The following is a 13512-nucleotide window of genomic DNA, read 5'->3' as shown; positions in this document are numbered from 1 at the left end:
ATCACTCATCATCAGTTTGTGCAGTTTTAATCGCTAATGACACGGTAAATATCCCAAAGCGATCGATACGCATCGTGACTTTCTTAAAGCCTGCACGCTCAACCAGTTGATCCATTTCTGCTTGCGAGCGACAACGCATCACCCAACTACTGCCACGGTGATTATTTAGTGTTTTACTGATAAATTCCTGTTCAGGATGCCACGGTTGATTGGTATAAATCAGATAACTGCCCGATTTTAAACTATCATGAATACCTGCCAAAGCTGTCGCTGGTAGCGCATTATCAGAGAACAACTCAAACAACCCAGAAGCAATAGCAAGATCTGATTTTTTAGTATCGGTACTAGTGTCATTCGTATGTGCATCAATATAACTAGTAGGATCAAAGGCGTCCTTTTGACTGGTCACGACTCGACTACTCATGCCCAAACGCTCCGCCTTTGCGTGCAATGCCTGTATATTATGCATCTCATAATCACGTAATTCAGCATGTAATTCTGTAAACTCTTTCAATAAATCAAACGCATAAAAACCATGCCCACTAGCGATATCTAACAGTTTTGGTTGGTATGATTTATTGCTGCTTTGATTTTTATCTTCGATATCTGCAAGTGCTAAGCGTGCCAACTCCAATATGTGCTCACGGCGAATACGAATACCTTGCCAGCCAATATTATTTAAATAAAACTTATCGACCGCCTGTCCAAACTTATTCTGACCGCTAGGCTTATTGCAATAGACATGATCTAGCGAATGACCAGAATCAAATCCATGCTCCAGCCCTGTGGCAATCGCATCGCTGACATGACCGAACTTTTGCATCGCAAAACGGGTAATTGCAAAGTTTGCATTGAATGGTTTAATCGCCAAACGGTCTACTTTATCTTTACTGGCACTGTTTAAGTGAGCGGTACTCAGATCAGGGACTTGGACTGGTGCGCTAAATACTTGCTCAGCAAACTCAATACAGTCAGCGAATACATCGGTTTTATTGGTTTCATGAAAGATTGCATGGTAGCTGTCTGGATACAACTGCCAGCGTTTGATCGGTGTGTTAATCGCTTCATAAAATGTCCGCTCAGCCTGCTTATCGACCACATAATCCTTGCCCGCACACAAGACAAACGTCGGTACGGTGATAGCACCAGCATCATCGAGTAGACGCTGACCCGTCGCATGAGTATCAATGAGCAAGTCGGTCGAAATACTATTCGATATCAACGGATCAGCATTATAGGCTTGCTGCGCGTCTTTATCATGGGTCAGTACTTGTGCTTTAACATAGCTGCTGACACGTGACATCAGACCTAGCGTACGTGCCACCTTTAGCGATGGTATGGCAAAGGGCAGATACAGACGAATACTGAGCGCAGGCGTACCAAGTATCATGCCACGAATATTAGGCGCATAATCGTGTACCCATGCTGCTGCCAATACCGCGCCGATACTACTGGCGACAATCAGCGTATCCTCGATAGCAATGCCTGTGTGCTCAATCACCAGTTGGACAAAACCTTCTAAATCTCGCTCAAGCTCGGTAACGCTCTCTGCATGGTCTTTGATGCCGCCTGAGCGACCATTACCGCGCGCATCCCAAGCAAATACTTGATAGCCAGCGGTTGCAAACTGCTCTCCTAGCTCTGCCAATCGTCCTGAATGCTCATGTCCTCGGTGCAATAAAATAACTTGGCGCAACGGTTGGTTGGCTTGCTTGATAGCTGATTTTTTCATGTCTTCTAAAGGCGTCGTTAGCCAATAGCGATAATAAATAGCTGTGCCGTCGTAAGCGTTATAACAGCTTTCACCATTGATGATTTTAGATGCGGGCAAGTCAAAACCAACACTGGCCTGTTCTTCGAATTTTTGACTATCAACGGTTGTGGTTGGCATTTCTTTGAACTCCAATGGGCGAGCGTTATCAGTAGAAGTACTTGGTAAAACAACAGTAAGAAATAGTGAGTTGTTTGTTGACTCACCCAGTACGGATCGCAGCTGAGGTGGGTTATGCATCAAGTATAACTCTGTCATATAACGTAGTCGATTGAGACAGGTCTTTAGTAGCATTATCTCTGTTAATATAAATAATTGACTCATTCTGATAGCAGGTAAAGCCACCTGCCCTTTAATACTTACTGGCGCTTTGGCTCTAATGCCCATAAACGCACCAAGCATACCTAATAAGAAGGCACGATCGCTTTTGCCTAAAGGCCCTTGGTTAGCACGAACACCTAACATGGTATTACTAGTAACGCCTAACAGTTCGGTGCCAATACTAAGGGCTATCAGACCAGTGATATGATGCTGAGAAGTTGATATATTCGTCGGCAAGTTGGCTATTAACGTTTGCCATTCTTTATCATTGATATGATGGGTCAGAATATGAGGGGTCAGGCTCGCCAATAGCGCCGTATCGGCAACCATATCACCTACCTCGTTTAACACGGCTCCTAGCGTTGATGCCTGGCCATGTTCACGGGCCATCATGCCATCGATGGCATTGAGTGCCATACGTACAAACAATGATGATGGTAATAAAAGCCACAGCCGCTGCTGTTCAGCCGCTGGTTTGGCAATGATATAGGCAGTACCGATACTTAATAAAACAGCGGATACTGTCACTTGATTAGCGGTAACATTTTGCTCAACCAGCGCATTACTTATCGGGCGTAGTTGATTTTGAAACTGAGTTTTGAGCTGATATAGCGACATGAGTTTAGCCAAATATTTTCAGTACTTTAATGTAGCAACAAAAGTTTATAAGGTAAAGAATTACAAAGCGCTCAAAAACGTTCAAACATTTTGAAAAAGATATTTATTAACATCATTATAATCGTCCAGTTTTTCCAGTTTAGCCAACAATGAGCGATGATTTACAATGAATCTCAGTGGCTCATATCAATACTATTAACCTTATATGGTACAATCTTCAGCTTCTTAAAAACGCCTTATTAAAAATGCTGCGAGCCCTTTATCATGGAAAGCCTAGTCACCCTTGTTCTGGTATTAATGCCAATGTTTATTGGCTTTGCCATTCCGTCTAACCCTACTATGACAAAATTGGCCGACAAAGGTCTATCATACTTGGTATTTATTATCCTAGCGTTGATCGGTATTGAGCTGTCTCAGGTAGAAGGTCTAGGTAATCAGTTGGGTGAAATTGCCTTATATGTCACTGTATTATCGATACTGACGATTGGTTCAGGTTTATTTGGGCTGATGTTGTTCGATCATCTGCGCCCGTGGCATGCCAAAAAACCAAGCGTAAAATCTAAAGAGCATCGGGTGAGCATTCGAGGTAGCTTGGCGCAAGTGGTTTGTGTGGTGATCGGGATGGTGATTGGCTATTTCTTGCCTGCTGATTATATGCCGCCTGAAAACTCTATGACTGTCATGCTGATGATTTTGATTTTACTGGTCGGTATAGGCTTAAAAGGATCGGGCATCACCTTAAAAGAAGTACTACTGAATAAACGCGGCGTAGAAATGAGTGTCATCTTTACGCTAGCGGTATTGGCGGGTGGGCTTATCTTTGCACTACTATTTACTGATGTGTCATGGACGAAAGGCTTAGCACTATCGTCAGGGTTTGGTTGGTACTCGCTGTCAGCGATTGTCATGACCGATGCTTATGGCGCGGTTTGGGGCAGTGTCGCGTTGTTTAATGACTTGGTACGTGAGTTCTTTGCATTAATCTTTATTCCGGTATTTATGCGCAAATACCCCTCCGCTGCGGTTGGGCTTGGCGGCGCGACCAGTTTAGACTTTACCTTGCCTATCATTCAGCAGTCAGGTGGTCTAAAAGTCGTGCCACTAGCGATTAGCTTTGGCTTTTTGATTAACATTGTCTCGCCAGTACTGATGGTGTTCTTTTCGGCGTTGGGATAGTTACTCATAATCAATTCTTATTTAAACGGATCACAATGCTTTGCGTATTTCCCATACTTTCTCTGATAAGAGATATAGTCTAAGTTCTTTAAGTCACTTACTTCACTACTTGCCATTAAAGTTACGCGGCGCTGTTTTGATTCAATATTTTTTAGATTGAGCGCTTTAAAATTAGGATCTATATAAGCGTTGTCGTTAACTAATAATTTATTTGAGCAGTCATAAGTATGGATACGCGCGGTAGCAATACCATGTTCTAATACCAACATATTTTTGACGATAAGCGCCCGATGACGAGGTAAGGACTCAAATCCAAAGTTTGCTAAAACATCCTCATCTATTTCACTTGATGCAACATGACCAAAAATAAACACTGTTGCTTCTGGATACTCACTGAGTCTTTCTTCAATTTTTCCAAATTCAATATCATAAATATTAGGTAACTGGCTGCTCATAGATGGAAAAAATCCACTAAACTCCATTTCAAGTGCCTCACCTCCCTCAATTACTACTGTACAACCTTTCACATCGACTACCGTATGTTTTGACGTTTCAGGACACTCGTCTATATCATCAAGTACGCCATCCCCATCTGAATCTGGAATATCTGGTACTAACGTAATAGGCAGCTCTTCAATACTTTGATCGAGCGCATTACTTTTTAGTGGCGTTTGACAACCTGTCAGTATCAATACACTTATCAAACCTGTCACTACTGTCGATAACTTAATATTCATGCCTTACTCATCCCTAAGTCAAAATCCTATACCCCACTCGCCTGCTTAGCAAACAAGCGCATCAATGGTTTTATTTTACTGACTCGGTACATGCCTTCATTACGAATTTGCTGCACAGGACGCATTTGGGCAAGCGACCCTGCAAATAACCAGTTAAGCGCAGAAAAGCTATGCATCATTAGGCTATTATGCGGACGGCGCGAACGCTCATAATGACGTAGCGTTTGATTACTTCCCCAAAGCGTACCGCCACTACGGGTAAAGTCATGCGTTAACTGCTCAGACAATGCTTGCACATCCAGCATACCGAGGTTCAACCCTTGGCCTGCTAACGGATGTACGCCATGAGCAGCGTCACCGATCAGCACCAAGTTATCAGCGACGTAGCTTTTCGCTTGCTGTGCTGCTAATGGAAAACTAGCGATAGACTCAATCTGATTAATCGCACCCAACTCGTAATTGCTAGCAGCTGCTAACTTATCAGCGATAAAACGATCTTCTTCCTCTATCAATGCCAATGCTTGATTGCGCGGCAATGTCCATACGATCGACTGCCAATGCTGCGGATTTGTCTTATCAGCATCGGTTATATCTGCTAATGGCAATAGTGCCAACGTACCTGTTGGTAGCATGGCTTGACGTGCTGTCGCTTGATGCGGTTTCTCAGTCTGAATCGCACAGCAGATGGCAGTTTGATTATAGTCAAGTGTATCTACGCCAATCCCTGCTTGCTGACGGACAAATGAACCGCGCCCATCAGCGCCAACTAATAGACGCGTATCAATCGCTTCGCCATTGTCCAGAGTGATACGGTAGCCTTGCTGCACCCCTAGCCAATCCATATTGACAACTTTATGACCAGCGATAAGGGTCAGATAGTCACTAACATCAGCTTCATGCAAGCGTTGCCATAATGCGTACTCGATAACAGCAGGCTCGACCATACTGCCTAATAATATAGGCTCATGAGTTTCACTACTATTATCCTCAGCGCCGCTATCTTCACTTTCGCCAAATAATAGCTCACCCATCCCATTGAGCTGCCATACCTGCATTTGCGAATAATCAGCCTTACGCTCAGAGCTAGCAATCTTTTGCCACGCGCCAATATCTTTAAGCAAATTAATACTAGCCATACTAAGTGCATAGACACGTGCATCACGTTTGCTAAGTACATGTTGCCAAGCTGACTCATCGCGCTCAGGACGGGCATCAATCAACGTCACTAACATTTTATCTTGCGCCAACTTTAAAGCAAGCGTTGCCCCAACGATACCGCTACCGATAATCAGCGTATGGTTGTTTTTCATAAGGTGTCTCTCAATATTGCTCAATATTAGAATGCTTATTATCAATCTTAATTACAGTTAGTTGATTCAGTTTAAAAGAGGGACAAGGCAACCGAGTGCAGCTGTATAGGCAATACTTCAAGCGAGGTTAACGCTGTCACTCTTTTAAAGAGGATTTAACTATAGCACTATGATTTTAGACCCATCGCATAAGTGGCGACTAGTGGTTTAATATTTGGCAATTTATCAAAGGCCAACAAAGCCATATTTCGTACCAGCTTAATCGCTGGGTTAGGATGCGTGAAGCCATGTACTACCGCATCACAAAAACGAATCACTCGCTTCTGGTCGGTTTGACGTGCTTTCTCATAACGCTTTAATAACTGTGCATCACCGATATCTGCGCCTTTGAGTATTTGTGTGTTCAGCATCTGTGCCAATACATGCGCATCTCGCATACAGAGATTAAAGCCTTGACCAGCGACAGGATGCAGAGTGTGAGCTGCATTGCCCATAATGACGCAGCGCCCTTCTACTTGCTTATCCGCTAGTACGCGGGTCAATGGATAGGCGCCGCGGCGACCTGCAGTTGTGAACTTGCCAGCGCGTTGACCGAAAGCTTGCTGTAGGGTCTGCAAGAAATGGGCGTCGTCTTCTAAATACCTGGTTTCTTCACCTGTTGGGCATACCCATACGACAGAGCGTCTGTAGCCTTGTTGATACTCGTCATTGCCATCGCCCTCTGGATCGGTCAGTGGGAGCACAGCAAGTGGGCCAGCTGGACTAAAACGCTCAATCGCTGCATGCTCGTGTGGCGTATCTGTCTCTACTACGCCGACGATGGCCGTTTGCTGATAGTCATACGTGGTTGTACCGATATCTAGTAATTGGCGTACTGTAGAGTCGCGCCCATCACAAGCGACTAATACGCTAGCTTGCAGCTGCTGCTCGTTTTCGGCTTCATCATTGTAATTAAAGCTAAGCGTCACACTATCTGCCTGCTGTTGGACAGCCGTCACATTGGCATTATCTATCAAGGTAATTAACGGCTCCTGCTGCGCGGCTAATAAAAGTTTACGACCCAGCCAAGCGTTTTCGATGACTTGCCCAAATGACTCAACGCGCTCTTCTGCTTTATTTAGCTGCGCGCGCCCAAAGCTGCCTTGCTCACTAATCTGTACCGTGTCGATACGGCAGGCATGGCTCTGTAACTCATCCCACAGTCCAATCTCTTGATATATTTGTACCGTGCGCCGCGATAAAGCCGTATTGCGACTGTCTAAATAATGGCTGCGAGTACTATCATCCGTTGGACTGATGGTTGGATAGCTGTTTTTTTCTAACAAGGTGCTCGCAATACCGTGATGGGCCAATAGCAATGCAAAGGACAAACCAACATGACCACCACCCGCGATAAGCACTTGCTGGTCAGTTATCGCTTCTTTCTTTTTAGAGATGCTGTCGAACTTTTTAGGTATGTTGTCAGCATTGGATAAATGTGAATCAGTATCTTGCATCGTGATTTTCCTATTATAATCTTTTGGACAAGCAATTTATTAGTGATAGATAGCCGCTCGTCACTGACTTTATTTTATAATTTTTATCATTTCACTACTGTTGTTAGATGGGTTGCAGCAACCTATGGTATCGCCCATAGATTACCACAAATTGTCTATTATGCCGTGGTCTTAACAGTAGACAAATCGTTTCTCCACTCTCATCGTAAACGAGGTTTATATTTATAAAACCCAAATATATTAATTTTATTAAAGCACTATCACATGGTGGGTAGCGATGAATTATATAGAACTGATAGTAACATCGAATCGATCTATAGAAAATCGTTGTAGCAGTTGCAATCAGCATACAAAAACAGCGTTATCTATCTAATGTATGGCTTGAAATTTAAAAATTCTCTACCATAATGAAGGCAAGACTTTCATTACTTTTATTTACTACCTTCCACAAAAACAACAATAATAACGCCGTCATTTTTATCATCTACAATCTTTTTATCACCTAAACACTGTAATTCCACTAACTATTTTATCTCTGCAACCCGCCACGCAATTAAAACCAAATCATAGCGTCGGGTACACAATAAAAGGATAATCGCTTGACTGATTCCATGAGCCGCCGTATAAAGTTTGAATCATTGACCCCAGCACAGCTAAAAACCGTGCTTGGCGAATACAACAATCACATGAAATATATCCAAGAACGTCTCGATATTAAAATCATGCAGCGCCAAGGCGATTTTTGCCTGAGTGGCGATGTGACCAATGTCGAACGCGGTGAACGTATTATCTACAAAATGGTAGATGAAGCACAGAACACCAAAGACATCAGTGCAGAAGAGCTGCATCTCATCATCCAATCTAGCCTCTCTCGTGATGAAGACATCGAAGAAGACGAACAAGATCACGATGACATGGAATATGATGAAGATTTGGATGAGGCTAGCGAGTTTACGCCCATCAGTTTGCGTACGCGTAAGGGTCGCATCGTTCCGCGTGGGGGCAATCAACAGCGTTACGTAAAAAACGTCCTGAGCTCTGATGTGTCGTTTGGTATTGGGCCAGCTGGTACGGGTAAAACGTATCTAGCAGTAGCATGTGCCGTCGACATGCTTGAGCGTAATGAGATTGAGCGTATTTTGCTAGTGCGTCCAGCGGTAGAAGCTGGCGAAAAACTGGGCTTTTTGCCAGGTGATTTGACCCAAAAAATCGATCCGTACTTACGCCCGCTATATGATGCACTCTATGAGATGATAGGCTTTGAGAAAGTCGGTAAAATGATTGAGCGTCAGATTATCGAAGTGGCACCGCTGGCCTATATGCGCGGTCGTACTTTGAATAACTCGTTTGTCATTCTAGATGAAGCGCAAAATACCACGCCTGAACAGATGAAAATGTTTTTGACCCGCTTGGGCTTTGGCTCACGTGCCGTCATTACTGGGGATATTACTCAGGTGGATTTGCCACGTGGTCACAAGTCAGGCTTGGCACAAGCAATGGATATTCTAAAGGATATCGAAGAGATTCATATCACAAAGTTTGATTCAAAAGACGTCGTACGACATCAATTGGTACAACAAATTGTTGAAGCCTATGATGTGTTTGATGAAGAGCAAATGGCTTTAGAAGAAAAACGTAAGTTTGAACGTATTAAAGAACAAGAGCGTAGACAAGCCGTCGCTAATGCAGCAGCCAATCTGTAATAATCAAGCTAATCACTGAATTACAATCATTTGCTATGAGCATTTATCTTGCATAAGAAAACCGGATTACTCAAAGTAGTCCGGTTTTTTCTTACCAACAGTTTATTGAATTTAGCCCTTTCGCTACTAGTCGCCTACCAGTAACTTAGCTATAGTAGCCTCTATATATTCTATACATGGGCCTCTATTTATTGGCCAAAAATTTAGCAATGAAAGACAATAATTAAGCTACTTTTATATTAAAAGAGCTGGCAAATAAACAACCTAGACGATGCAGCGTTAGAAACGCATTTATTTATAATAAAAAGGACAGCAATATGAGCCAACCTGACAATACTAATTTTGACGACCAGATTGCTAGCAACCATGCCAGCTTAGCAGCACTTGATATCAGTGCGACCGACAGTATTGATGATGAAATATTAGATACTTTTTATAATCGCGAGCATTTATTATCAGTCATGATGGCGACTTTGGATTATATAGACGGTCGTATTAATAATGGTCTGACCCTACCCTATTTTGCAGATATCGATCCTGAGCTGTGGCAGGAAAAGTCTAAAACATTGGATATATATATCACTGATGACGTCGAAGGTCGTGCTTTAAATCTAGAAGCACGCGGCAAGGACTATGCGACCAATATTTTGTCTTATCCAAGCGAATTACCTGCTGCCGTCATTGAGCTGATGCCAACATTGCCTCTTGGAGAGCTGGTTATCTGTCATGAAGTGATGGTACGTGAAGCGGCTGAACAGGACAAAACAGTGGCGCAGCACATCAGTCATTTGCTAGTGCATGGCGTGCTACACCTACTAGGTTTTGATCATGAGCTCGGACAAGCTGAGCAAGATGAGATGGAGTACTTTGAAATTGAGATATTGGCAGGCCTAAACCTACCAAACCCTTATGTCTAAACTAGCACTGCTTTATTAAACAGCCTTCTAACTATTAGGCAGCTACTCATTAATCTTTAGTTAATGGTAGCTTTTGTGCTTGACCCATCTGGTTGATCATATGGTCTAAGCCTTTAACATGGACACTGCGCTGCGGGAATGGAATCTCAATCTTCTCATCATCTAAAGCTTGCTTGAATTGCTCTAGTAGCTCGCATTGCATCGACCACCAGTCGGCATTGGTTGTCCAAACGTTTAGGGTAAGATCGACTGAATTATCGCCTAGATTGGTCACTCGTACGATAGGTTCAGGATCAGTGAAAGCCAATGGATTGTTTCTTGCCAGACTTAACATCACGTCTTTAGCCGTTTTGATATCAGCATCGTAGCCAATGCCGACAGTAATATCGACGCGGCGATTGGGTAGCGCTGTATAATTAACCACAGGTGAAGTCGTGATATCGCTATTGGGAATGATGATATCGTGATTGTTAATGGTCGTCAGATGGGTATTAACCAAAGTAATCTCAGTCACCGTACCTGTGTAGCTACTAATCTGTACATAATCACCGCGCACAAACGGGCGAAACGTCACAATCATAATACCAGCGGCAAAATTTGATAGCTGGTCTTTTAGTGACAAACCAACGGCAACAGCGGCACCACCTAAAATCGCAACGACCGAAGTAGTCTGTACACCGACTTTGCTAAGCGCAGCTAAAATCACCACGACCAGTAGCACGCCATACAATAGACGACTTAGAAAGCTAGCAACTGTCTCGTCCAGATGGCTACGCGTCATCAAGCGATCGGAAAAAGCGACTGCCTTTTTGGCAAGCCAACGTCCCACGATAAATATAAGTATTGCTAAAGCGACTTTAATGACCAGCTCTAGGGCATTGCTCGTTAAGGTAGCGACATCGACGGTAAAACCTAAAAATTCCATACTGACTCTTTATTTTATAGCTGTGTGTTATGAACTTGGGTATCTGTGATTATAAAAAATAGTGCGTTAAACGTTATTCTTAGCAGTTGTGTCTTCAGTGACATTCTTTCTAGCAACTTTATTTTCAGTAGCTTTTTTCTTAGTGCTTGTCTTCTTAGCACCTATCTTCTTAGTGCATGAATACATTAACCTTAGTACGTTACTTCGACTGTATCACTATAGCGGTAAGTACGTATCAAGCGCAGCTCGACGATATCGTTCATGTCTTCGGTGAATTTACCAAAGGGTGCAGCTTGTCGTACCGACTGCTTGGCCGCTTCATCCAATATCGTAGAGTTCGAGCTTTCAAGCAGTCGAATGGCTTTGATATTGCCGTCGTTACTGATGATAACCATTAGCCGTACTTCACCCGTAATGCCTTGAGCACGCGCTTGTACGGGATAATGCAAGTTGCCCACTCGCTCGACATGCTCACGGAATGTATTGATATAGTCTGCTGCCGCACCCCGTGTGGTCGAATTACTATCCATCGTCACGACTTTGGATTTGGTTGCGTAGACCTGCTGACGCTGAGATAGCTGAGCTTCTAAGGTGGCAATCTGCTTACGTAGCCGCTCTTCTTGCGCCATTGCATCATCTTGCGCTTGCTCGCTGTCATTATCCGACTCTACAGTGGCCTGACGCCAACTTAACGTCGTACGCAGATAACTCTCTTGATAACGCTGCTGACGTACTTTACGCTGTAAATTAACGATATCTTGAGTCTCACTCATTTGCTCAGCAGACATTGCACTTAACTGATTGTTCTCTTGTCTGAGCTGCTCTTCTATTGTACCGCCGCCCTCTTGTGAAGCGTTGGCAATAAAGTGTGCATCTTCATTGGGCTGCATATTGTCGGTCAGCGCCTTTGCCACATCTTGCATCATAGCAGCTGGGTCTTTTCCCATAGAGAAGCTAATTCCGAAAATAATCAGCACATGAACAGCCACCGCAATAACAATAGCAACAGGCAAACTTATATCGCGCTTTGGCGCTTGCGCGGAAAAATGATAGCTCTGTGAGTCTTTTATATAGGCCACAATGAATCTCAGCTTATGAGCACATCAGTACAAAGCACTATTTAACAAGTGTTGTAACGATAGGCATGATTTATACTGGCGCTATCATAACATGACATAGAATTATGTCGCCAGTATAAGCACTGAGACGGCATTTTGACATCTGCCATGCAGTATTGGTAACCTTATCCGCTGATTGAAAAACATGCATTTAAGAATATACAAGGCAGATGAAACACTGTCTATACCAAATGAATTGCTATAAAACGCATGTGTTCATTTTGAAGCCACTGTATTTGTTATATACTGCTTTAGCATAATAGCATTAGTAGCACGATACTTTGCAACAATCAGAACTGTGCATCGTCTTAATTAGGCACGGCAGATGATCAAGCAGCACAGTATGTGTAGATTCACTACGCACTAGTATCAGAGGTCAGTTTTTCGCTTTTGCTACCTATCAGTATAAAAATTACTAATGGTCGTAGATACTCAGAAATTATAGATGATTAGCTTTCGTTTAAATTAATGATAGCCTGCAAAGTTTGTTTAGCCATTTTTACGTCACCGATTGAATGACGCGCCCTATAAGGATAATAAGTTTGAGTGACTTTGATAACGTGAATAATTCAGACAATTTTGATGAGTTCTTCGAGAGTATTGGCTATCGTTTTGACGAGTCATTCGGCAGTGGTTGGGAGCGTATCGCCCAATCGGTTAAAGATATCTATAATAAGACGACGGACAAGTTCGAAGATGAGTTGTCATTGCCAGTGGCACAGACTTACGTTAATGATGCACTACAAAAATTCGTCACCGACAATGTAAAAGCCATTTTAGAGCTACGTGTCGAGATGCATGAGGATTGGTTTCGTTTGTACTGCACTGTCAATGCAGGCGGCATCTATGCCGAGGTGGCAAGTAACTTTAGTTTGGTCCATGTGCAGCTAGATCGTAATGTTCAACGTTTTGTGTTTGGTCAGCAGACATATACCGATATATTAAATCTGCGCTGCGAGTCTTTTATCAAACGTCAAGGCGTCAAACTGGCGATTTGGTTTTATCATAGCGTCCTCAAAAAAGACCCTTTAGGCTTTATTCTGTCGTACGTCAATATTGCTCGCGCAAAAGACGAAGTGATTTATCTCGATATCCATCGTTGGTTAAAAAACAACAAGAAAATCATGAGTACCTTGCATAAGGTACAGATAAATTATGGCGAGCTAGAAGAAGAGCAAATGATTTTGAAGGCTCAAATCAACTATCGTGATTTACTGGCGGCCAGCAGTAACGAAGATATCATCGGTGATGATGATGATCCTGAATTGATGCAAGGCCCTATTAACCCTGTAGACGATGCGACTGAACCAAGCCAAGAGTAAGTCGCTAATGTTTCATCCCATAAGACAATGTTTTATCCCATAAAAAAACGCTGCAGCTTAGAGGTTATTGGCCTTATAGATGCAGCGTTTTTTTATTA

General features: G+C 43.0%; 10 protein-coding genes. 4 read left to right on the top strand and 6 right to left on the bottom strand.

Annotated features, from left to right (window positions below; all coding sequences use genetic code 11):
* Nucleotide 1: 1 nt before the first annotated feature.
* Nucleotides 2–2710, bottom strand: coding sequence for an alpha/beta fold hydrolase (locus I3249_RS01205; protein ID WP_238068122.1), 2709 nt, complete (start codon nucleotides 2708–2710; stop codon nucleotides 2–4).
* Between the two features lie 264 nt (nucleotides 2711–2974).
* Between I3249_RS01205 and I3249_RS01200 the strand changes: the two genes are divergently transcribed.
* On the top strand, nucleotides 2975–3886 hold the full coding sequence (locus I3249_RS01200) for a lysine exporter LysO family protein (RefSeq protein WP_102092960.1): 912 nt from the start codon (nucleotides 2975–2977) through the stop codon (nucleotides 3884–3886).
* A gap of 17 nt (nucleotides 3887–3903) precedes the next feature.
* Here the strand turns inward: I3249_RS01200 and I3249_RS01195 are convergent, their stop codons facing one another.
* From I3249_RS01195 to I3249_RS01185, 3 genes are all read right to left on the bottom strand, one after another.
* Nucleotides 3904–4623, bottom strand: a complete 720-nt coding sequence (locus I3249_RS01195) for a hypothetical protein (protein WP_238068121.1) — start codon at nucleotides 4621–4623, stop codon at nucleotides 3904–3906.
* 26 nt (nucleotides 4624–4649) lie between these two features.
* Nucleotides 4650–5933 (bottom strand): FAD-dependent monooxygenase, encoded by a 1284-nt coding sequence (locus tag I3249_RS01190; protein WP_238068120.1) that lies wholly within the window; start codon nucleotides 5931–5933, stop codon nucleotides 4650–4652.
* A gap of 167 nt (nucleotides 5934–6100) precedes the next feature.
* On the bottom strand, nucleotides 6101–7429 hold the full coding sequence (locus I3249_RS01185; protein WP_238068119.1) for a UbiH/UbiF/VisC/COQ6 family ubiquinone biosynthesis hydroxylase: 1329 nt from the start codon (nucleotides 7427–7429) through the stop codon (nucleotides 6101–6103).
* 599 nt (nucleotides 7430–8028) lie between these two features.
* Between I3249_RS01185 and I3249_RS01180 the strand changes: the two genes are divergently transcribed.
* Together I3249_RS01180 and ybeY are read left to right on the top strand one after the other, a co-directional pair.
* A complete protein-coding gene (locus tag I3249_RS01180; protein WP_179798643.1) occupies nucleotides 8029–9132 on the top strand; it encodes a PhoH family protein in 1104 nt (367 codons plus the stop codon).
* A 317-nt stretch (nucleotides 9133–9449) separates the two neighbouring features.
* Nucleotides 9450–10049 (top strand): rRNA maturation RNase YbeY, encoded by a 600-nt coding sequence (gene ybeY / locus I3249_RS01175; RefSeq protein ID WP_238068118.1) that lies wholly within the window; start codon nucleotides 9450–9452, stop codon nucleotides 10047–10049.
* Between the two features lie 49 nt (nucleotides 10050–10098).
* Here ybeY and I3249_RS01170 read toward each other — a convergent pair whose 3' ends face one another.
* Together I3249_RS01170 and I3249_RS01165 are read right to left on the bottom strand one after the other, a co-directional pair.
* Nucleotides 10099–10974 (bottom strand): mechanosensitive ion channel domain-containing protein, encoded by an 876-nt coding sequence (locus tag I3249_RS01170; protein ID WP_101206253.1) that lies wholly within the window; start codon nucleotides 10972–10974, stop codon nucleotides 10099–10101.
* Nucleotides 10975–11165: 191 nt separating this feature from the next.
* Nucleotides 11166–12053, bottom strand: a complete 888-nt coding sequence (locus tag I3249_RS01165) for a TonB family protein (protein ID WP_165597462.1) — start codon at nucleotides 12051–12053, stop codon at nucleotides 11166–11168.
* Nucleotides 12054–12634: 581 nt separating this feature from the next.
* On the opposite strand from I3249_RS01165, the gene I3249_RS01160 reads away from it, so the two are divergent.
* A complete protein-coding gene (locus I3249_RS01160) occupies nucleotides 12635–13414 on the top strand; it encodes a hypothetical protein (protein WP_238068117.1) in 780 nt (259 codons plus the stop codon).
* Nucleotides 13415–13512: the final 98 nt, after the last annotated feature.

Source organism: Psychrobacter sp. Ps1, assembly GCF_022129425.1.
GTDB lineage: Bacteria > Pseudomonadota > Gammaproteobacteria > Pseudomonadales > Moraxellaceae > Psychrobacter.
Note: the sequence above shows the minus strand (reverse complement) of the source record. Positions and strands in the feature narration are given on the sequence as shown.

Coding starts and splice junctions, on each gene's coding strand:
- I3249_RS01205 (WP_238068122.1), bottom strand. CDS start 2,710: ATGTCGCTATATCAGCTCAAAACTCAGTTTCAAAATCAACTACGCCCG.
- I3249_RS01200 (WP_102092960.1), top strand. CDS start 2,975: ATGGAAAGCCTAGTCACCCTTGTTCTGGTATTAATGCCAATGTTTATT.
- I3249_RS01195 (WP_238068121.1), bottom strand. CDS start 4,623: ATGAATATTAAGTTATCGACAGTAGTGACAGGTTTGATAAGTGTATTG.
- I3249_RS01190 (WP_238068120.1), bottom strand. CDS start 5,933: ATGAAAAACAACCATACGCTGATTATCGGTAGCGGTATCGTTGGGGCA.
- I3249_RS01185 (WP_238068119.1), bottom strand. CDS start 7,429: ATGCAAGATACTGATTCACATTTATCCAATGCTGACAACATACCTAAA.
- ybeY (WP_238068118.1), top strand. CDS start 9,450: ATGAGCCAACCTGACAATACTAATTTTGACGACCAGATTGCTAGCAAC.
- I3249_RS01170 (WP_101206253.1), bottom strand. CDS start 10,974: ATGGAATTTTTAGGTTTTACCGTCGATGTCGCTACCTTAACGAGCAAT.